This window comes from Streptomyces mirabilis (assembly GCF_018310535.1).
Lineage (GTDB): Bacteria > Actinomycetota > Actinomycetes > Streptomycetales > Streptomycetaceae > Streptomyces.
On record NZ_CP074103.1, the window covers coordinates 63,308 to 83,832 of the forward strand.

The window sequence follows — 20,525 nt, forward strand, 5'->3', positions numbered from 1 at the left end:
ACTGAGCCACGTCGGCCGGTACATGCCTGACGTGGCTGCCTAGAAGATCATCGTGAAGATAAGGCCCGCAGCCATCCAACGCTTCGGGATGCTGGACACCGAGGCCGAGGCCGGCCCAGACGATCAGACCGTGCACGGGCACGTCCTGGTCGGAGCCGTGGTGCTCGCCTCCCCGATGAACGAGCGAGTTTTGACCGTTCCCTTCCCCGGACTTGCTCCGTACGCGGAGAGCGCCGAATTGGCCCGACTGATCGTCAGCCCTTCCGTCCCGGCCAACGGGGAGACGTTCCTGGTGTCCCGAGCCCTGCGGCTCGCGGCGGAGAGCGGGCTGCGCGCAGCAGTCTCCTTCGCCGATCCCATGCCGCGCCGGCGGGTCACCGGCGAGGGTGTGGTGATCGGCTCTCCTGGCCATCTCGGCATCGTCTACCAGGCGCTCGGCGCCCGGTTCACGGGCCGCGGAACCGCCCGGTCCCTGTGCTTCCTGCCCGACGGGTCCGTACTCAGCGCACGGTCAAAAGCCAAGGTGACCGGGCGGGAGGCTGGCAGCGGCGGGGTCGTCCGCCGCCTCGAACTTCTTGGGGCGCGGCCGCTGCGGCCCGAGGAGGAGCCGGCTCGCTGGCTGGCCGAGATCCTGCCGGCGATCGGCGCCCGCGCCGCTCGTCACCCCGGCAACCTGCGGTATCTGCTGCCCGCCGCGCGGACCCGGGCCGAGAGGTCGAGGACGGTCTTCGGGATGCCCTCTCTTCCGTACCCGAAGTGGGCGGATGATCGTCGCCCCGCCTAGGACGTTGCGTATTACTCATTCAATGTGTAATGTGGTGGCTGTGATCGAGCGGCGGATTCGCTCTCACCGACCGCACTCTTCGACCCTCACCCAGAGGACAACCGTGGACATCCCCATCACTGCACGCCAGGCCGCCCGCATCGCCGTGGCGCGGAACGCCGGGATCAACATGAATCCCGTCCGCGAGTGCACCAACGCGGACCGCGCGGCGTGGGCCAGCGAGGCGCTGGAGGCGTACAACCAGCACGCCCCGACGACTCTGTTGCCCGTGCCCGAGCGGACCGAGCGGGTTCGGCTCGGCGTCCTTGCGGCCGAAGCCATGGCCCAGGTCGCCTTCAACCACCCCGGCGACCAAGTCGTCGACGACCAGGAGAGCGCCGACCGCGTGATCGGGGATCTGGTCGCGCAACTCTTCTGCCTGACGGACGGACGGGTCAGCTCCCGGGACCTCTACCAGGCCGCCGAGGAGCTGCGCAGCGAGGCGTTCCCCGTCCACCTCACCGCTGTGTGCGCCGTCGTCGCCGCCGGAGCGGAGCGCGAGGCGGGGATGCTCGCGGCGCTCTTGGACGCGGCCCAGTCGTTCGGGTGCGACGTCCCCGGCTTGGTCGGCAGCGCCCGCGACTACTTCGAAGACCTCAAGGCCGAGGAAGCCGATTCGGCGAGCAGCTGAGCCGACGCCGCTCCCCGAACTGACCCGCTGGGCGGAATGTCCCGCCAGCGCCCGCCGCCCCCGGAAGGGACCCCCATGGACACGATGATCCCCACCACCCGCGCTCAGCAGTACTGGTACCTCGTGACCCTCGGGCGCGACGCGCTGTTGCGCGAACTCGCTCCCCTCAAGCTCTCCGAGGCCCTTACCCGGGCCTTGCGGAGAACGTGGATGAATACTCTGAGTGAGTACTCACCCCGGCTTCTACAAGGGTTGGGACCGCCACTGCGGGCGGTCCCAACAGGTTAGCGGATCGGGGAGGGGTGGTGGAGCCCGAGGCTGAGGTCTCAGTGCGGTCATGATCGCCGGGGTCCGGCTGCGTCGTCGCTGAGGTCTGTGGATTCGGTGTCCGCGTCGCTGTAGGTGGGGTCTTCTTGGTAGCGGGCGGCGCTGGTGGCGTTCTGGGCGAGGAGGAAGCCGAGGACGACGAGGCTCTGGGCTTCGGCGCCGAAGGCGATCATGCGGCGGTTCCAGAGGGAGCGGTCGAACTGGGAGAAGCCGGCTTCGGTGTCTTCGCGGCCGCCGTAGAGGGTCTGGTGGACGGCGGTGTTGTCGGGGATCTGGAGGAGGTGTTCGGCGCGGTGGAAGCCGGTCTCGGCATCGCTCTGGCCTTCGTCCCGTTCTCCGGCGGTGGTGGTGACGCCGACGGGCTCGCGGTGTTCGTGGGGGCCACGGGGACAGATGATCGTGAGCAGGTGGTACCAGCGGTGGGTGTGGGGGCTGGCGCGTCGTTCGAGTCTGCGGACGGGCAGGGGCAGCAGGGTGCTGGTGCCGTCGTCGAGGAAGGCGCGTTCGTGGACGCGTCCGCCGCTGGACCACAGTTCGTGGCGGCAGCGGCCGTAGCTGACGGTGCGAATGTAGCGGGGCTTGGCTCCTTTGTGCTGTTTGTTGATCAGCAGTCGGCCGCGGCGGGCGATGACGTCGCGGTGCATGCCGCGGAAGGCGCCGTCGTAGAGGACGCCCATGCAGCCTTCGGCTTCGTCGATGATGGTGCAGGCGAGGTCGAGGGCGACGGCGGCCTCCCCGCCCTCCTGGTCGTGGGGGACGTGTCGGTAGTTGAGGAAGACGCGTCGGAAGTAGCCGCGGTGCCGGGTGGAGAAGACCACGAACTTGGTGCCCAGGACCATCGCGTCCTCGCCGCCGTTTCCCTCCTTCTCCTCCTTGCCCGTGTCTCCGTCCGTTCCGGTCGGCGCGGCGGGTTTGTCGTCCTGGTCGCGGTCGCCTCCGCCCTCCTTCTGCCAGGAGGAGGCGGGGTCGACGCGGTGGCGGCGGATCTCGCCGGTTGTCGGGTCGATGCTGTAGGGAGTGGTGGAGAGGGTCGGGGACTTGGCGACGGTGCCGTCTCCGGCGATCAGCTGGTGGCGCTGGGGGCCGCTCCAGGAGCGCCGTGCGTCGGTGGGGAGCAGTCCTTGGCGCAGGGCCTGGGTGAGGGCGAGGCCGGCGAAGGTGTCGTTGAGTTCTTCCAGGCGGGGGACGAGGAGCTTGCGCTGGGCGTGCTGCCACTGGTGGCGGGAGGGCCCTGTCCTGGGCAGGCGTTTGGCCTCGTCCTTGCCGAGGTGGTGGGCGACGCCCTTGCGGATCTTCTTCCAGACGGTCTTGTCCTGCAGGTCGCCGGCGCAGTAGCGGGCGGAGCCGTGGACGCCGCGCAGGGCGAGGAAGAGGACGTAGACGTAGGGCGGGTACTCGGGCGGGCGTCCGGGGCGGGGCCCGGTAGCCGATTCGAGGGCGGCGGCGAGGCGGTAGAGGTCCTCGAAGCGGGCGACGTCCTTGACGCGGCGGGAGGTGGTGCGCAGGTCGGACTCGCAGGCGCGGCGGGCGTTCTTCTTGCGTTTCCCGCGCGGTACGCGGTCGCCGAAGAGGTCGTCAGGCATCTCGGCCGCCTCCGTCCTGTGTCGTGTTGTCTTCGGTGGTGGACTGCCAGTCGTGGCCGATGAGTGCGGCGGTGCTGTCGAGGGAGGACATGCCGAGGTGCAGGGCCGCATCTTCGATGCGGGCGGTGCGGGTGAAGGTCTCCCAGCCCGCGTACGCCGTGATGGAGGCGGGGCGCACAGTCGGGTCCCCTCCGAGCCCGACGCGGTTGATCAGGTCGCGCAGGGCGACGCAGACCCGGGCCTGGATCTGCTCGTCGGTGCCGTTGCGGGACGACACCGCCAGCCGCAGGCGGCGGACGTCCTGGCCGGGCGGTGCGGTGGCCTGGACGTGGTGCGTGCGGGCGGCCAGGACCTGGATGGCCCAGGCGTCCAGCGGACACCAGCGCGGCCGGGTCCTGGTCGAGCCGTGCATCCACACCCGCGCGGCGGTGAGGTCGAGGTCGGCGGGGGTGATGTGGCCGATCTCGCCGCTGAAGCCGCCCGCCAGCGCGAGGGCGGCCGCGGCGGCGTGGCGGGTGGGGCGGTCGGTGAACTCTGCCGCCAGGCGCAGTTCGACCGTCTCGGCCTCGTCCAGGGGGCGGGTCTCGCCGACGGTGCGCGCCGGCAGGTCGATGTCCCGGGCGGGGTCACTGTCCATCAGGCCGAGCCGGCGGGCGGTGGTGAAGCACATCCGCAGCACGCTGCGGCGCAGGTGCCGGGTGGACAGGGAGGCCGGTGCGATGTGCCCGTGGCGGGTGCGGCCGTGCGCGTCGACGAACTGCGCGGCCAGGGCCGTATCGAGGTCGGCGAGCAGCGGGACGCCGCGCACGGTGGCGAACGCCTCGAAACGGTGCAGGAGTTGGCCGAACCGGCCGAGGGTCTGCGCGGACATCTCGCCGCGTGCGACCAGTTTCTGCCAGGCCGTCAGGACCTGGCTGACCGTGGCCGTGAGCGTGGCCTCATCGGCCATGGACCGCACCCGCCGCCGGTGCAGCCACTGGGTCGGGCCCAGGCTGCGGCGGGGCAGGCTGGGTTGGGATGCGGGGCATGCTGCCACCTCCACACGAACGGTGCGAACATGCACCACCGTGCGGAGGGTTGCGAGGGCGCGCAACGCGAGGGGGCCAAAGCGGTGAAAGGCTTGTCCGTTCGGTGCGCGTCCTGACGTTCGCTCAGTGCGCTGGGCGCGCCGGGGTGTTGGGCATGGGGTACTGGTTCCCTTCGGGTGCTGGATGCCATGCTGGCTGGTGCGGGGTGGATGGCGAGGGGATCGAACCCTCCGCGTGCGGGTCCAGAAGCCATACGCGGACACCAGCCGCCACCCCCGGGTGCGCCGTCCCGGCCAACGCCGGGGCGGCACACCGCTGGTGCCGGGTGGCGCCGGCGGTCAGGCGGGGGGTGCGAGGGCGCCGCGCAGGCTGAGCAGGACGCCTTCGAGGAAGGCCGCGTACCGGGCGTCGGGCAGGGCCTGGACTTCCCTGCGGGTCAGCCCGAGCAGGGTGGTGCCCGCGGCGCCTTCGGCCAGATCCTCACCCGCCGCCCGCTCCTGGTGCCGCTCGTCCCGCTCGTCCGGCTTCGGTGCCGCAGGTGGCTCCGCCTCCGCTTCCGGCGCCGTGTCCTTGCCTGGCCCGGCTTGCGGACCGGCCGTGGGCGGCACGCCGTCGGGGGGTGCCAGGTGCATGCGCAGTTGCTCGTCGCGGACCAGGACCAGGCCGATCACGAGCCATTCCACCAGGTACATGCCGCGCAGCGGCACGCCGGGCAGGCCCGCGCGCAGCCGCTTCGCCAACTGCTCCTGCGGCAGGGGTCCGTCGGCCAGGTGCCGGGCCGCCGCCTGGGCGGACCAGTGCGCCTGCAGCAGCGGGCGCAGCAGCAGCCGCGCCCGGGCGGAGTCCTTGGGCCACTGCCGGGCGAACGCCCGCCCGTGGTCGGTGACCGAATACCGGCCCCGTTCGGCCCGCACCAGCCCCACGTCCGACAGGAAGCTCATGCAGTCGCCGACGGTGGCCGGGCTGCGGCCGGCGTGCTGCGCCAGCCGGCTGCGCTGCACGTCGTCTGCGTGCTCGGTCAGGAAGGCGAGCCCGAGAACGATGTTGATCTGCTGGGCAGGACTGGAGCGGCCGCTGGGCAGCGTCCGGCGCGGCGGCGCGGCGCCCGCGTCCGGCTGCCCGGCCTGCCGGCGGTGTGCATCGCTCCCCGCCTGCCAGGGCGTACTGGAATTCGGATGCGAAAAGAAAGACACGGTGAGCCCATTTCCCGGCCCGGGGCGGGCCGAATTTACTCCGGGCTCTCGCGCGCACGCCGAAAGGCGCATAGAATAAGCGCGATGCGTGCGTGAGCCCAGAAAACTGCGCGTCCCAGTGCCGCCGATCGGTCGTCAGCCTCGGCGGCACTTGCGCATTTTTCCTCTGAGGTGCTGCGTTGGATATGGAGTCCGCTAGGTATCACCGGCCTCGGCGGTCGACGGGATTCCGTACACGCCGCGTGCGACTCTGGCCAGCACTTCCGTCCGCACCAGTTCGGTGAGCTCCGGGCCCAGCCCGCTGAGTTTGATGTCCGGGCGTACGGCGCTCAGGTGCGCCGCGATCTCCCCCCTGTGCACGCCGCGCTCCTGGCCGCGCACGAAGGCGAGGATCTCCTGGGCGAGCGTCGGACGTGCCCGGCCCGAGTCCCGGGATGGCGCGGCATCCGTGGCGGGTGGCGGTTCCGGCACGTCATCGGGCATCTGCGCGGCGTCGGCCAGCAGTTCCTCGGCTCCGTGTGCCACCCGCTGGGACACCTCCGCCCGCGTGCTCGCGGAGTCGAACGCGCTCCGGGCCGCCGCCGCTTCCTCCTCGGCCCGGGCGAGGCGGTCCTTCGCCGCAGAAAGACGCTCCTCGTCGTCGGCCGCCAGCGACCTCAGCTCGGTCAGGACGGCCCGCGCTCCGCGTGACTGCACGAAAGAACCTCCCCTCAATTCCCGGATCCGGAATCCGCAATGAGCGTATCCAGCAACACATCAGCCCGGTAGGGCTTCTCCTGAAATACCCCCGCCATAGCCGCAGAGAAAGGAGGGGGATGAATTCGAACGAAATCCGAAAGAGGGATCTCCGTCATCGGCATTCAGTGACACCCCGCACGTCCCACGCTCCCTGGCCTGCGCTTTCTTTCCGAGACATCAGTTACCCAGCGTCAGTGACCTGCGTGCAGAACGGGAGGGGGCGCACAGGAGTGAATGACCCCGGCAGGAAGAAAGAGGCCGGGGCCCTTCCCTCATCCACGGCCCTGCGCGGGAGCGTGGCGGCGTCCGGCGGCCGCTCAGAAGTGCGAGAGAGGTGATGTGCCGGTGCGGGTGGGTGCCATCCCGCCGCGAATAGTGTATGTGGTGTATGTATGCACCGAACGATGAAAGTGGGCGCCCCGGCGCCCTCCAGTAAGGACCGGCAACGCACGGGTGCGTGGGATGATCCATGTATGCCCCGGAGCAGTAACGACAAGGTGCCGCGCGACTATGTCGCTTCAGGTACCTGGCCGCATGCCGCTCTCGCCCCCGACGCTCCCGTCAGCGCTCACTACGGCCAGGCCCTCGCCCGCAACATCGAACGCGCCCTCGCCTCCACCGGGCAGAGCCTGCGGACGCTGGCCGAGGTCACGGGAATTACCCACTCCACCATCAGCCGGGTCGTCAACGGCAGGGTGCTGCCCGACCTCGGCACCCTCGCCCGCCTGGAGGCCGCCCTCGGCTTCCAGATCTGGCCCGGCCTGGCAGCCCTGCCCCGCTCCGTCTCCGCCGACTGACGGCGCCTGCGCCGCCTGAAAGGGTGGCCCGTCCCCCGCCTGCCCGCCTGGACGCGCGCGGCACCGTGTCCGCCCCTACGCTCACGCCATGTGCATGTATGCACCGCCTGGGTGCGGTGACTGCGACGTTCTGCTGGCCTGCTTCGACCCGGCGCACCGCATCGCGCTGATCCGTCCCGGCATGCCGGGCGACGGGCGGCCGCCGGCCCTGCCCGCGATCCGGCACCGGACGGGCGAGCCGTACGGGAAGGCTGCTGCCCGCCTTGCCCGGGCGATGGCCCCTGCCGGAGCGCTCCGCTTCGGCAAGGTCACCGGCCGGATTCCCGCTGCCGAGCGCGGCAGTGCGGCCCAACAGCGCGCGGACCGCCGTCTGTTCACCGCGCATGTCCCCGCGCCCGGTGACCTGCATCCCCCGTGTGGCGGCGCGCAGCTGGTGTGGTTGCCGAGCGGCGAGGCCGCCGCGCAGGTCACGCACCTGGCGATCGCGGACCTCGACGCCTTCCTGGAGGGCTACGTGGAGGGCTGGATCCCGGACGGATGGATCACGCTCGGCTGAGCTCGCCCCCGGGCCTGCCTGTCTCGCCTGCCTCCCGCGCCCTCCAGCGGGGATCGGGACCTGCCGTTCCTCGCCATCCCTCCGCCCCCAGGAACTGGGCCGCGACCCGCGCGGTGATCTCGTTGCTCAGCCTCAGAAGCTTCTCCGCCGAGCCGGTCACCGTCGACACGCTCCAAGTGGTCTCCGGCGTACGCTACGACCTCCTGGTCACTCTGGACGACGGGGTTCGGGCTGGTCGCGGTCGCCGTCGTGGCCCGCCTGGTGGCCAGGGCCGTCGTGGGCCGCTGGCTGGTGCTGCGCCTACGGCCGGGCCGAGCGGGGTGGATCACCTTCGGCTGCTTGGTGGCGCTGGAGATCCGTCAGCAGGGCCAGGCGGAGCTGTTGATGAGTACGGGCCTGCACTGACCGCGCGCAGCCCCGGCCCGGGCCAGGCCTTTTCCACGGCAATGCGGACTTCGACGTGGGCGGCCGCGCGACCTGCCAGACACGTCCCGAGTGGGCGGACCAGCAGTGCCAGGCCCGGGTGGCGTCACCGGCGCTCAGCCGGCCGAACCCCCCTCCGCGGCCTCGCGTACGACGTCGTCGGCAACACCGCCACGACCGTCGACACCCCTGTCGTCCCGAGCCGCACGGTGACGACGCACCTGCGCGCGAGCGGCACCTGGGTCAGGCCTGATCACCCCAGGCCAACTGGCCGTCGCGGCCCGACGTCCGGAGCACGGCAGGAGATTCCGGCGGGCGCGGAGCGGCTGTGCGCGCAGTCGGATCCGTGGCAGCCGCCTGCCCGACGTCCCGGACCGGGAATGACCGTCTCCGCGCCACTGAACGGTCAGTCGTCAGCGGCGACGAGGTGGCCGAGGCGGGCGTCGGGGAACTCCCGCTGGAAGGAGTCGGCCTGCCAGCGGTCGCGGAAGAGGGCGAGCCGGGCCTGGTCGCGGAGGCGGGTGAGTGCCTCGGCGGCGGGGCGAGGCCGACGACGGCGTCCAGCAGCAGCCGTACGCCGATGTTGGAGACGGCCGCGCCGAAGAACACCGGCGTGGTCCGGCCGCCAGAAACATCTTCTGGTCGTGCGTGGCGCCGCGGCCCTCAGCAACTCCAGCTCCTCCACCGCTCGTTCCCAGTCCACACACTCCGCGGCACCCATCCGCCCTGCCCGGATCGCCTCCTCCACGGCCTCCTGGACGCCTCCGGGGGCGCGGGTGTAGCGCAGAATCCGCTCCGGGGCGCCAACGGATCCCGACGCGAACGGCGTTGACGGCGAGCGCCTTCGCAGAACGGAGGACATGACCGACCATAGTAGGCTTAACTACTGTGCAGCTTAGTTGATTCGATGTTGCGAAGCCGCTCTGACGGGAGATCGATGGTGGGATTTCGCAATGAGAACTGGGGCGTAGTAAGGGCTGCCCAGATGCGTCCGACGGTCGCGGATCCCGAGGCGTCCGGTCGTGACGTCCGTGGCCATTTCGATGATCCGTCTTTCGCGGCCTCATATGCCGCCTCGTATCAGGGTTTGGGGCCCGCTGAGCGGTACTTTTCCTCCAGACTCCATGCGGTCTTCGAGATCCTGGATCGATGTCCCGGTGGCGATCTTCTCGACGTCGGCTGCGGTCCAGGGATGTTCGTCCGGCGTGTGCTCGACACTCGTCCCGGCGATTTCCGGGTCACCGCCGTCGATAAGTCGCCCGCCATGATTGCTGAGATCGCGGGCCGTACGGCGGGCGCCGAGGTCGAACTGGCCGTAGGGGAGGCAGAGGCGCTGCCGTTCCCGGATGCGAGTTTCGACGTCGTGGTCGCGATGGGGGTGCTGGAGTACTGCGACCCTTCCGTGGTCTTGCGGGAACTTGACCGCGTTGTGCGCCAGGACGGGCTCGTTGTCGTCAGCATGTTGAATCCGCTGAGCCCGTACCGACTGTTCGAGTGGGGGGTGTATTGGCCGCTACTTCGACTGCTTGGCCAGGTCGAGGGTTTGCTCGGCGTCCCCTTGAAGCAAAGGCACAGTGTGCCGAAGTCCGGTCTCCGGGCGCTCTCGGCCGGGCGGTTGCGGCAGCGGATGCGGGAAGCCGGGCTTTGTCCCGTCGACGTCATCCACTACGACCTGACGCCCTCCGTCCCGCCATTCGATCGGTTCGTGTGCCGGTGGACGCGTCGGCACGAACGACTGGCGGACACCGTTGGTCGGGGTCTCTGGCATTGGCCAGGGACGGCTTACCTGGTTGCCGCCACCCGCTCTCGATGATGTTCTTGTCGTTGGCTGAGGTTGTCCGACATGGGGCTGACCGACGGAAAGGGACGGCTGCTGTGAACCTCCACCGCTCGCCCAGACCGCAGCTCGTAGATCACCGCCTGCCGTCTCCTCGCATTGAGTAGTCGCTCGGCGAATGACTGATATAGGGCCGGGGTGGCTGGCGCTATGTCCGGCCCCGGCTTGCCCCCTTGGCACCAAGTAGCGCACTGGCGTGAACCTCTGGACGCTCGCTTCCTCAACGTGCTCTGCTGACCTCGGGGGCCGATGGGTGGCGTCCCGCTGTGTGCAACAGCGTCGGTGTTGCCATTTGTTGATGAACGTAGTCACAGGGATGCGGCGGTGGCGGCAGACGTCGAAGAGTCTGCGGGTCTGTTCCTCCAGGGCCTTGGCCGCGTCGATGAGCATCACCGCGCAGTCCACCGCGGCCAGGACGCGGTAGGTGTCCTCGGAAAAGTCCGCGTGACCGGGGGTGTCCAGGAGGTTGAGCACGCACCCGCGGTGCGCGAACTGCAGCACGGCCGAGGTGACCGAGATGCCGCGGGCCTTCTCCATCTCCATCCAGTCCGAGGCCACCCTGCGCCGCCCGGCCTTGCCGTGCACCGCACCCGCCCTGGTGAAGGCGTGGGCGTGCAGCGCGAGCGCCTCGGTCAGCGTGGGCTTGCCCGCGTCGGGATGACTGATCACCGCAAAGGTGCGCCGCCGCGCCGCCTCATGGGCCGCCACCCCGTTACTGTCCGGGGCCACACGCACCGCCTCCAAACCCGCCACCGCGTCATGAGCCAGGCGAGGCGGCCGTGCGGAGAACGGACGACTGCCCGCCGCCGACGTCGGCGGCGGGCACAAGTCTTCGTACCGTGCATCGGCCTCGACCCGGTGCGTACCCCATGCCACCAGTTCCTCGTACCCGCTCGTCAGCCTCCGGCAACAGCGTCGGGCAGTTGCTCCAGGACGTCCGGCTGACTGGTCCGCGACCTGGCCGCAGCCTGTCTGCGGATGCGCCTCCGGCGTCAATTCCGCACTCGTGGCGGCTGCTCGCGGCCGGGAACGACGCGAGCGTGACTGAGCCCGGGGTCGCCGACAACCGCGGCCGGCCAGTGCATACTCGCGCGAGAGGATGAACCCGGTCGGCGCGGCGGTTGCCGGACTGCCAACCCGAGGCGTGGAGGTGCTCGCACATGGCCAGGGCGTGGCTGCTCGTCATCGTCGCCGGACTGTTCGAGACCGGCTTCGCGGTGAGCCTCAAGCTGTCCGACGGCTTCACCCGGCTCTGGCCGACCATCGGGTTCTGCGGTTTCGCGCTGGCCAGCTTCGGTCTGCTGACGCTCTCGCTGAAGAAGCTGGACGTCGGTCCCGCGTACGCGGTGTGGACCGGCATCGGCGCGTCGGGCACGGCGATCTACGGCATGTCCTTCCTCGGCGACCTGGTCTCCGCCCTCAAGATCGTCTCGATCATCTTGGTGATCGGCGGGGTCATCGGTCTGCAGCTGTCCGGTTCCGCCCGTGAGCCCGGGGACCGCCCGCCGCAGCCCTGACCAGCTGGTCCAGGTCGCAGCCGGGCGAAGTGCCGGCCGGTGTGCAGGCGTCGCCCACGAGCGGTGCACACTGCCGGCGTACCGCGCGAACCCGAAGCCGCACAGGACGACCGGTTACCCGGCAGACTCTCCAGCAGGTGACGTGGTCGCGGAGCACGCACCGCGTCTTGAACGACTCCCGTCCGGGACGGGTGGATCACCCTCGGGTGAGTGTCGCGCGCCGGACGCCGGTCGGCCCCGCCGTCACGCCGCGCAGCCGGGTGCGGGGATGTCAGTTTCAGTGCGTGATCCTGCACGGAGGCACTGCGCCGGTGAGGCGGCTGGAGCGGCGCGCTGTCCGCGTCCGGGGACGAAGGTCCCGTGTCGGGAGAGCCGTCCGGCCCTGTCGAGCCGGGCTGCGGCCCGGCAGTGTGGGGTGTGGAGGTGGTCCGCTGTGGGTTCACACGGTCCTGGCGCGGCGGCAGATGGCGCGGGCACGGCCCGGGGGCCGTCGGCGGCCGGTGGCGTGGGCGGCGACCAGCGCGTCGGCGCGGGCTGCGGCACGGGCGAGCGGGCGGTGCCCGTGTGTGCGCCGTGTGTGGCCGCGCTGGCCACGCCGCAGGACCGGCTGAAGGCCGTCCGGAGCGCGCTGGCCCGTGAGGCGGAGCCGCTGGTGGCCCTGACCCACCTGCTGCACCTGTGCCGTGACCAGCACGCCGAGCTGTGGGAACGCGTCGGCGACCCGGCCTGCCGGCACCGGGTGACGGCCGCTTTGGAGCCGCTGACGGGGATGCTGGCAGCGCGCACCGGGGCGAGCACGGTGGATGCCGCCCTGGGGCGGGCGCTGGCGGATGCGCTGACGGCGGTCGCGGGCGTGCCTGCGGTGGTGGTCGCCCGGGCGCTGGCCGAACTCCTCGATGAGCACTTCGCCCACACCTTCACCGGGTCCTTCCGTCGGCGCAGCCCGTACCGGCCGGGTGTGGGGGATCCGATCCCGCTGGACGCCCCCGATCTGCGCGGTGTGATCCGGATGCCGCCGACCGCGCCGCCGTGGCGGCTGGCCAACCGCCTGGACGAGACGCGTCATGTGCGGCTGGCTGGCGACTGGGCGGTCCAGTTCCGTGTGGTCTTCGACTACTGCCTGTTCGACCTGTCGGCCGGCCTGGTCACCGCCGAGACCGTGGTGGCCACCTGCCACCCCAACCGCGCCATGGCGGAACTGGTGCTGCCGAAGGACGCCGAGGGCCGGACGTTCCCGGTGCGCCCGGCCGACCCGTCCCGGCAGTTGCGGCAGATCGACCGGCTCATCGGCCGGGCCGTCACCGCCGGGGCCGGCATCGTGGTGCTGCCCGAACTGTCCGTCACCGCCTCCATGGCCCGGCGGCTGCGGTCCTGGGTGCAGCGGCCGGACGGGCCCCGGCTGCTGGTCGCGGGAAGCTACCACCACGCGGACACCACCGCCGGAGAATCCGGGCGCCGACGGCGCAACACCGCGATGGCCTGGGTCAGGGGGCACGAGGGGCCGCTGCTGCACGACAAGCATTCCCCCGCCGACCGGCCCGTGGTGGAGGACATCCAGCCTCAGGGGTGGCCCGAGCAGCGGGTCTACGTGCTGGCCGACGGCTGGCACCTGGTCATCGTCATCTGCCGGGACCTGCTCAACCCGGAGGCCGTCCACGTCCTGGCCGAGACCGGCGCGAACCTGGTGCTGGTGCCCGCGATGAGCGAGTCGCTGACCGCGTTCGGCGGCCCCGCGGCCCACCTGGTCGGCGCCCGGCAGGCCCTGGTCGCCGTCGCCAACAACCCCGGCCAGTGGCCGGAGGCGGGCACCACGGCCCGCCGTAATCCCGCCCGCGCCCTGTTCGGCCATCCCGGCTTCGCCCGGCAGACCCGCCTGATCCACACCCCGGACCCCGGGCCCGGAGTCGCCCTGCTCACCGTCGGATCCGGCCAGATCGCCTGGCTCGACGGCGCCGCCGACGCCGCCGCCTCCGGGCCCGGCAGCGGCGGGCAGCTGAACGGCTCCCCGCCGGCGCACCAGGACGGTCCGGCCTGGCTGCACCGGCTGACCGCCCGCCTCCCGGCCGCTGCCGCATCCGCTGCCGGCTCACCGGGACCGGTCGCGCTGCGGCCCGCGTCGGTGCTGGTGCTGCTCACCGACGGCCCCGACGGCAGCCCGCGCGTGCTGCTCACCGAGCGGGCCCGGGACCTGGGCGACTACCCGGGCCTGCTGGTCTTCCCCGGCGGCGCCGCGGACGCGCGCGATGCGGGACCGGCCGCCACCGCGCTGCGCGAAGCGCACGAGGAGATCGGCCTGGACCCGGATTCGGTCCAGGTGATCGGTGCGCTGCCGGCGTTCGCGCTGCCGGACTCCGGCTTCCTCGTCACCCCGGTGCTCGCCTGGTCCGCCGCACCCACCTACTCCGCCGGACTCAACCCCGCCGAGGTACGCGCCGCCGGACACTTCCGCCTGGCCGAGGTCGCCTCCGGCGGGACCGCGCACGACCGCGCCGACGGATGTGCCCCGGTCGGCGCCATGACCGCCGCCGTCGGGGACCTGCTGACCGGCCTCCTCGCCCGGCCCGACCACGCCCCCCGTCCGTACGCCGGCGCCCAGGCGATCACACCTGGGTGAACGTCTCACGCCCGACCGGGAGCTGTTCACCCCCCGCGCGCGCAGCCCGCCGCGCCCCCCTGTCCATGTCCGGCCGAAGGTCTCTTCCAGCACTGGGTGTCCTGATCCCATGACCGGCCCATGCCCGCGCACGACCAGGTGCACAGCACAGAGGTCGGGACCCGGACCTGCCTACCGGGCCGGGACCGGGGGTTCCGGGGGCTCGGTGTGCTGCGTCGCGGAGCGCAGCACGTACGGGACGCTGGTGACCATGACGCCGGGCATGAACAGCAGCCGCGCCTTGAGCCGCAGCGCGCTCTGGTTGTGCAGGATCTGCTCCCACCACCGGCCCAGCACGTATTCCGGGATGAAGACGGTGACCACGTCGCGCGGGGTGTCCAGGCGGCGTCGGCGCAGGTAGTCCAGTACCGGACGGGTGATCTCGCGGTAGGGGGATTCGAGCACCACCAGCGGTACGTCCAGGCGGTGAGCGTTCCAGGCCTTCGCCAGCGCACGCGTCTCGTCCGGGTCGACGCTGACAGTGACGGCCTCGATGCTGCTGGGATGCGTGGAGGTGGCGTAGCCGACGGCGCGCAGCGTGGGCGCGTGCACCGTGGAAACCAGGACGACGGCGTGGTTGCGGGACGGCGGCCTGGGGCCGGCGTCCGGGGCCACCTTGAGTTCCTCGGCGACGCTGTCGTAGTGCCGGCGTACGGCCTTCATCAGCAGGAAGAGGACCGGCATGGCGATGGTGACGATCCAGGCGCCATGCGTGAACTTGGTGACCAGGACGATCACCAGCACGATGCCGGTGAAGGACGCGCCCACGGCGTTGATCGCCTGGGAGCGGCGCATGCGGCGGCGGGCCGCCGGGTTGGTGGTGCCGGCGAGCTCGGTGTTCCAGTGCCGGACCATGCCGGCCTGGGAGAGGGTGAAGGAGACGAAAACGCCGATGATGTAGAGCTGGATGATGGAGCTGAGGGTGGCGTCGAAGGCGACGATCAGGCCGGTCGCGGCGAGCGCCAGCAGCACGATCCCGTTGGAGAAGACCAGCCGGTCGCCGCGGTGCTGCAACTGGCGCGGCAGGTAGCGGTCCTGGGCGAGGATCGAGGCGAGCAGCGGAAAGCCGTTGAAGGCGGTGTTGGCGGCCAGGATCAGGATCCCGGCGGTGAACGCCTGCACGGAGTAGAAGAGCACCCGTGCGTCGCCGAAACTGACCCGGGCGATCTGGGCCAGGGCGGTCGGCGGGGCGGCGCCGGCGGGCAGTCCCAGCGCGGTCGGGTCCGAGGCCACGTGCACCTTGGAGATCAGGGCCAGCACCGTGATGCCGGCGAACATCGTGATCGACAGCGCGCCCATGACCGCGAGGGTCGCCGCCGCGTTCTTCGACTTCGGTCTGCGGAAAGCGGGCACACCGTTGCTGATCGCCTCGACGCCGGTCAGCGCCGTGCTGCCGGAGGCGAAGGCCCGCAGGGCCAGCAGCACCAGGCCTGCGCCCGCGTAGGTGGCGGTGGAGCGGATCGGCAGACCGGCCGACTCGGCGCGCAGGGTGTGCCCCATGGCCAGCCGCACCGCCGCGAAGGCGAACATCAGGTAGATGCCGAGCACGAAGCCGTACGTGGGGATCGCGAAGAGGCGGCCCGACTCCTTGACGCCGCGCAGGTTCATCACCACGAGCAGCACGGTGAAGCCGACGCTGAGCGCGACCGCGTGGCGGGACAGCGCCGGCAGCGCGGAGGTGATCGCGGCGACGCCGGCGACCACGGACACCGCGACGGTGAGCACGTAGTCGACCAGCAGGGCGCTGGCGGCGGTCAGGGCCGCGTTCTGGCCGAGGTTGTGGTGGCTGACGACGTAGGCGCCGCCGCCGTTCGGGTAGGCGTGGCAGGTCTGCCGGTAGGAGGCGACGACCACGGCCAGCAGCACGATGATCGCGACCGCGACGTACCAGGCCAGGTGGAGCAGCGCGGTGCCGCCCAGGGCGAGGACGAGGAGGATCTCCTCGGTGGCGTAGGCGACGGAGGACATCGGATCGCTGCAGAAGACGGGCAGGGCCAGCCGCTTGGGCAGCAGCGTCTCCCCCATCTGGGTGGTGCGCAGCGGACGGCCGAGCAGGAACTGCTTGGCGAGAAAGGGCATGACGGACGTCCCTTGTGGCCGGGAGCTGGGGCTGGGCTGACGCGCTCGGGGCCCGCCCGGGCCCCGAGCTCTCGCGGGCGGGATGCTGGTCAGGCTGCCGGGCCGTGTGCCTCGCGCGGCCGCCGCTGTGCGGCGGGTGCCGGGCGCCGGCTGCGGCGCGAAGGCCAGGTGAGGCCGGTGGCCACAAGGGAGACCGCGATGCCCGCGGCGGCGTAGGCGGCCAGAGTGAGCAGGGCGCCGGCGGTGGCGTTGCCGGAGAAGTACATGGTGTTGCGGACCGCGGTGGTGCCTGCGCCGGGCGGCAGCGCCTGGCCGATGGCGCGCCAGAACGCGGGCAGCAGGGGGCCGGGGTAGGGGCCGCCGGCGCTGGGGTTGCCCAGGACCACGAAGAACAGGATGGCCACCCCGATCCCGGCGATCCCGAACAGCACCTGCAGGGCCATGGTGGCGGCGGCGGAGGCGAACACGACCAAGGCGCCGATGCCCCACAGCGCCGCGAAGTGGCCGGGCAGGGCGTCCAGCAGCGGGTCGGCGATCAGGGCGCCGCCCAGCCCGGAGACGGCGGCGTAGACGGCCAGGGCGCCCAGCCGGATGGTGGTGCGGTGCAGGTTCGCCGGTCGCGCGCCGCCGGCGATCCCGAGGATGGCCGCGGCCAGGTAGCCGCCGACCATCCAGCCGATGACCAGGTAGAACGAGGACAGGCTGCGGCTGTCGTTCGGGGCCGGCGGGAGGATGTCGGTGACCTTCACCTGCCGCTGCTGGGCGGCCTCGGTCTTCTCGGCGACGGCGGTGACGGCCTGGGAGACGGCCGGGCCCCCGGCGGAGGCGACCAGCAGGGTGTCGGTGGTGCCGGTGGGGTTGATGACCAGTGCGGCGTCGACGGTGCGCTGCCGTATCAGCCGCCGGGCGCTCGCCTCGTCGCGGACCGCGCGGGCGTTGAGCGGCCGGCTGTCCAGGGCGTTGAGGGCGCCGACGGCCTGCTGCGCCACGGAGGCCGGGGCGGCCACCGCGATCGGGATCCGGTTGGGGGTGGGCGAGTGGAAGGCGTGGATGTAGGACAGGATGAAGCCGAGCTGCAGGAACAGCACCCCGGCGACGAGCAGTACCGCCCGCAGGGTCACCGAGTCGCGCAGCTCGGCGCGGAAGCCGCGGGGAGCGGGCGCGCCGGGCCCGTCGGGATCATCGCGCCCGGAGGGCGTGGGTATCGGCATGGGGATGCTCCTTGTGTCTGGTGCCGGCTGCCCTGGGGCGGCCTGGGCTTTGGGGTGGGGGCGGCCGTGTCCCGGTTCAGGTGAGGGCGGCGAGGGCGGCGTCCAAGCGGCGGGTGGCCTCGGCGGCGACCGGCTCGATGTCGGGCCGCTCGGTCAGGGTGACCATGGTGTTGGGGTCCAGTGCCTGCACGATGGTGGTCGTGCCCTCGGCGCGGACGACGACGTTGCAGGGCAGGAGCAGGCCGATGGTCCGGTCGGCTTCGAGGGCCTGGTGGGCCAGGGTGGGATTGCAGGCGCCCAGGATGAGGTAGTCCTCCATGTCCTGGCCGAGTTTGGCCTTGAGGGTGGCGGCGACGTCGATCTCGGTCAGTACACCGAAGCCCTGCGTGGCCAGCGCGTCGCGGACGCGCTGCACGGTGGCGGGAAAGTCGGCCTGAAGGCGGATGGTGCGGTCGTAGCGCACGGCGGTGTCCTTACGTTGTGCGGTGCCTGGGATGACCGGGGAGTCTGCCTGCGGGAGGGGGCAGGCACCGATGCCGCTCACGCGGCCCTGGGCTCGGTGTGGTGGCCGGCATCCCGTTGCCCGGTCCGGCCCGGTTCAGGTGCCGACGGGGCCGCGGCGGGCAGGCGGAGGCGTTTGAGGGCGAGGGCGTTGACGGCGACGATGATGCTGGAGCCGGACATGGACAGGGCGGCGATCTCGGGGCGCAGGATGAGGCCGAGGGCGGGTTCGAAGACGCCGGCGGCGATCGGCAGGGCGATGGTGTTGTAGCCGATGGCCCAGCCGAGGTTCTGGCGCATCTTGCGCAGGGTGCCCCGCCCGATGCGCAGCGCCGTGGGGACGTCCAGCGGGTCGGAGCGCATCAGGACCAGGTCGGCGGTCTCGATGGCGACGTCGGTGCCGGCGCCGATGGCGATGCCCAGGTCGGCCTGGGCCAGCGCCGGGGCGTCGTTGACACCGTCACCGACCATGGCGACCTTGCGGCCGCCTTGCTGGAGCTCGGCGATCTTGGCGGCCTTGTCGCCGGGCAGGACCTCGGCGATCACGGTGTCGATGCCGAGCTGCTGGGCGATGCGGTCGGCGGTGGCCTGGTTGTCGCCGGTCAGCATCACGACCTCGACGCCCAGGGCGTGCAGGTCGGCCACCGCCTGGGCGGAGGTTGCGCGGGGTGCGTCGGCGATGCCGATCAGGCCGGCCGCGTGCCCGTCGACGGCGGCGATGACGACGGTGCGGCCGGTGGCCGCCAGCGTCTCGCGCTGCTCGGCCAGGTCGCCCAGGGCGATCCCTTCACGGTCGGCCAGGCGGCGGTTGCCGACCACGACGCGATGCCCGTCGACCTGGGCGACGGCGCCGTGTCCGGGAACGTTCTCGAAGCGGGCGGCACGCACCTGGGCCACGGCGTTCGCCTCGGCGTGCCGGACGACGGCCTCGGCCAGCGGGTGCTCGGACTCCCGCTCCACCGCCGCCACCAGCCGCAGCAGTTCGGCCTCGGCCAGGCCGTCGGCGGTGATGACGTCGGTGACCTCGGGTTCGCCCTTGGTCAGAGTGCCGGTCTTGTCCATCACGACGGTCTGGATGCGGGCGGAGGTCTCCAGGGCGGGCGCGTTCTTGAACAGCACCCCCCGCTGGGCGCCCAGCCCGGTGCCGACCATGATCGCGGTGGGGGTGGCCAGGCCCAGGGCGTCGGGGCAGGTGACCACCACGACGGTGATGGCGAACAGCATCGCGGTGCCCAGCGGCCGGTCGGTGGCCAGCAGCCACACGGCCAGGGTCGCGGCGCCGCCGAGCAGGGCGACGAAGACCAGCCAGAACGCGGCCCGGTCGGCGAGGCGCTGGCCGGGGGCCTTGGAGTTCTGGGCCTGCTGGACCATCTTGACGATCTGGGCGAGAGCGGTGTCGGCGCCGACCTTGGTGGCCCGCACCCGCAGCGTGCCGTTGGCGTTGATGGTCGCACCGGTGACCGCCTCGCCCGGGGTCTTGTGGACGGGCAGGCTCTCGCCGGTGACCATCGACTCGTCGACGTCGCTCTCGCCCTCCTCGACCACCCCGTCCACGGCGATCTTCGCGCCGGGGCGGATGAGCAGCAGGTCCCCGACCGTCACCTCGGCGGTGGGCACCTCCACCGGTTCGCCGTCGCGCAGGACCAGCGCCTTGGGCGGGGCCAGGTCGAGCAGGGTGCGGACGGCGTCGTTGGCGCCGCCCCTCGCCCGCATCTCGAACCAGTGGCCCAGCAGCACGAAGGAGGCGAGGACGGTGGCCGCCTCGTAGAAGACGTCGCCGCCGCCGGTGAGGGTGACGATCAGCGAGTACGTCCAGCCGGAACCGACGGCGACCGCGACCAGCACCATCATGTCCAGGGTCCGGGCGCGCAGCGCCCGGAAGGCGCCGTCGAAGAAGATGGTGCACGAGTAGAAGATCACCGGCAGGCTCAGCAGCAGCGCCCACACGTCCTGGCGCAGCCCGAAGGGCACGGGGACGTCCAGGCCGAAGACGTCCTTGCCGATCGGCGACCAGATCACGATCGGGATCGAGAACAGCACCGCGACCAGGAAGCGGTTGCGCATGTCCGCCACCATCGCCGCCATCGACATCCCGCCGTGCCCGCCGTGGCCCATCACCTCGTGCGGCGAGGGCATCCCCTCCGGCTCGCCGTGAGTAGCGTGCCCGGCGGGGGGCGCCGGTGCGGGGTGGTCGTGCGTGGGCGGTGCGGCGGACACCGCGTGCTCCGCGTGGTCGGGTGGCGCGGCGAGTGCTGTGCCGCCCCCGTGCGCGAGGTGTTCGGCATGCCCGGCGTGTTCGGGCGGGGGCGGGTCCGGCTCCGCCATCGGGTCGCACAGGTGGGCGGGGACGGACTGGCCCGCGCAGTGGTAGCCGCACTCCTGCACCCAGCGGCGCAGCTCGGCCAGCGAGGTGCGGCCCGGGTCGAAGACCACGGTCGCGCTCTGGGCCACCGGGTTGACCTCGACCTGAAGCACGCCCGGCCGGCGTCCCAGCACGGCGGCGACCGTGTTCTGCTGGGATGCCCAGGCCAGCCCGCGCACGTCCAGGACGGCGGTGCTGCGGTCCTTGCCACCGCCTGGGCGAGGCTCCCTGTGCTGGTGATCGGTGTGGTCGCTGTGCTGGTGCAT

At 71.9% G+C, this 20,525-nt stretch carries 17 protein-coding genes and 1 pseudogene; 8 read left to right on the plus strand and 10 right to left on the minus strand.

What is annotated here, in order from left to right; all coding sequences use genetic code 11:
- Positions 1-52: 52 nt before the first annotated feature.
- On the plus strand, positions 53-784 hold the full coding sequence (locus tag SMIR_RS40840; RefSeq protein WP_212728556.1) for a Mom family adenine methylcarbamoylation protein: 732 nt from the start codon (positions 53-55) through the stop codon (positions 782-784).
- A 103-nt stretch (positions 785-887) separates the two neighbouring features.
- Positions 888-1,454 carry a hypothetical protein gene (locus tag SMIR_RS40845; RefSeq protein ID WP_212728557.1) on the plus strand — a complete coding sequence of 189 codons (567 nt, stop codon included), beginning with the start codon at positions 888-890 and terminating at the stop codon, positions 1,452-1,454.
- A gap of 335 nt (positions 1,455-1,789) precedes the next feature.
- On the opposite strand, the gene SMIR_RS40850 is transcribed toward SMIR_RS40845, so the two are convergent.
- The 4 genes from SMIR_RS40850 to SMIR_RS40865 form a co-directional block, all read right to left on the minus strand.
- A complete protein-coding gene (locus SMIR_RS40850; RefSeq protein ID WP_212728558.1) occupies positions 1,790-3,364 on the minus strand; it encodes a hypothetical protein in 1,575 nt (524 codons plus the stop codon).
- A complete protein-coding gene (locus SMIR_RS40855; RefSeq protein ID WP_212728559.1) occupies positions 3,357-4,313 on the minus strand; it encodes a site-specific integrase in 957 nt (318 codons plus the stop codon). Before SMIR_RS40855 ends, SMIR_RS40850 begins: the two co-directional genes overlap by 8 nt.
- A gap of 417 nt (positions 4,314-4,730) precedes the next feature.
- Positions 4,731-5,585, minus strand: coding sequence for a hypothetical protein (locus tag SMIR_RS40860; protein ID WP_212728560.1), 855 nt, complete (start codon positions 5,583-5,585; stop codon positions 4,731-4,733).
- 195 nt (positions 5,586-5,780) lie between these two features.
- Positions 5,781-6,281, minus strand: coding sequence for a hypothetical protein (locus tag SMIR_RS40865; RefSeq protein WP_212728561.1), 501 nt, complete (start codon positions 6,279-6,281; stop codon positions 5,781-5,783).
- A 515-nt stretch (positions 6,282-6,796) separates the two neighbouring features.
- Here SMIR_RS40865 and SMIR_RS40870 point away from each other — a divergent pair.
- The 3 genes from SMIR_RS40870 to SMIR_RS40880 all read left to right on the plus strand — a co-directional run bounded on the left by SMIR_RS40870 (position 6,797) and on the right by SMIR_RS40880 (position 8,081).
- The gene (locus SMIR_RS40870) at positions 6,797-7,120 is read left to right on the plus strand and encodes a helix-turn-helix domain-containing protein (protein ID WP_212728562.1); all 324 of its coding nucleotides are present in this window, start codon (positions 6,797-6,799) and stop codon (positions 7,118-7,120) included.
- 88 nt (positions 7,121-7,208) lie between these two features.
- Positions 7,209-7,676 (plus strand): hypothetical protein, encoded by a 468-nt coding sequence (locus SMIR_RS40875; RefSeq protein ID WP_212728563.1) that lies wholly within the window; start codon positions 7,209-7,211, stop codon positions 7,674-7,676.
- Between the two features lie 249 nt (positions 7,677-7,925).
- Positions 7,926-8,081 (plus strand): hypothetical protein, encoded by a 156-nt coding sequence (locus SMIR_RS40880; RefSeq protein WP_212728564.1) that lies wholly within the window; start codon positions 7,926-7,928, stop codon positions 8,079-8,081.
- A 424-nt stretch (positions 8,082-8,505) separates the two neighbouring features.
- Here the strand turns inward: SMIR_RS40880 and SMIR_RS40885 are convergent, their stop codons facing one another.
- Positions 8,506-8,961: a hypothetical protein gene (locus tag SMIR_RS40885; protein ID WP_212728565.1), complete on the minus strand. Its 456-nt coding sequence runs from the start codon at positions 8,959-8,961 to the stop codon at positions 8,506-8,508.
- A gap of 123 nt (positions 8,962-9,084) precedes the next feature.
- On the opposite strand from SMIR_RS40885, the gene SMIR_RS40890 reads away from it, so the two are divergent.
- The gene (locus tag SMIR_RS40890) at positions 9,085-9,912 is read left to right on the plus strand and encodes a class I SAM-dependent methyltransferase (RefSeq protein ID WP_212728566.1); all 828 of its coding nucleotides are present in this window, start codon (positions 9,085-9,087) and stop codon (positions 9,910-9,912) included.
- A gap of 312 nt (positions 9,913-10,224) precedes the next feature.
- Here the strand turns inward: SMIR_RS40890 and SMIR_RS40895 are convergent.
- A pseudogene (locus SMIR_RS40895) lies at positions 10,225-10,689 on the minus strand (GTP-binding protein); the annotation flags it as partial.
- Positions 10,690-11,096: 407 nt separating this feature from the next.
- Here SMIR_RS40895 and SMIR_RS40900 point away from each other — a divergent pair.
- On the plus strand, positions 11,097-11,453 hold the full coding sequence (locus SMIR_RS40900) for a DMT family transporter (protein WP_212728567.1): 357 nt from the start codon (positions 11,097-11,099) through the stop codon (positions 11,451-11,453).
- 433 nt (positions 11,454-11,886) lie between these two features.
- Positions 11,887-14,067 (plus strand): NUDIX domain-containing protein, encoded by a 2,181-nt coding sequence (locus tag SMIR_RS40905; RefSeq protein WP_249938678.1) that lies wholly within the window; start codon positions 11,887-11,889, stop codon positions 14,065-14,067.
- Between the two features lie 171 nt (positions 14,068-14,238).
- Here SMIR_RS40905 and SMIR_RS40910 read toward each other — a convergent pair whose 3' ends face one another.
- The 4 genes from SMIR_RS40910 to SMIR_RS40925 all read right to left on the minus strand — a co-directional run bounded on the left by SMIR_RS40910 (position 14,239) and on the right by SMIR_RS40925 (position 20,525).
- On the minus strand, positions 14,239-16,185 hold the full coding sequence (locus SMIR_RS40910; RefSeq protein WP_212728569.1) for an APC family permease: 1,947 nt from the start codon (positions 16,183-16,185) through the stop codon (positions 14,239-14,241).
- 89 nt (positions 16,186-16,274) lie between these two features.
- Positions 16,275-17,396 (minus strand): DUF3533 domain-containing protein, encoded by a 1,122-nt coding sequence (locus tag SMIR_RS40915; RefSeq protein WP_212728570.1) that lies wholly within the window; start codon positions 17,394-17,396, stop codon positions 16,275-16,277.
- Positions 17,397-17,472: 76 nt separating this feature from the next.
- Positions 17,473-17,859: a DUF302 domain-containing protein gene (locus SMIR_RS40920; RefSeq protein WP_212728571.1), complete on the minus strand. Its 387-nt coding sequence runs from the start codon at positions 17,857-17,859 to the stop codon at positions 17,473-17,475.
- Between the two features lie 77 nt (positions 17,860-17,936).
- Positions 17,937-20,525, minus strand: coding sequence for a heavy metal translocating P-type ATPase (locus tag SMIR_RS40925; protein ID WP_212728572.1), 2,589 nt, complete (start codon positions 20,523-20,525; stop codon positions 17,937-17,939).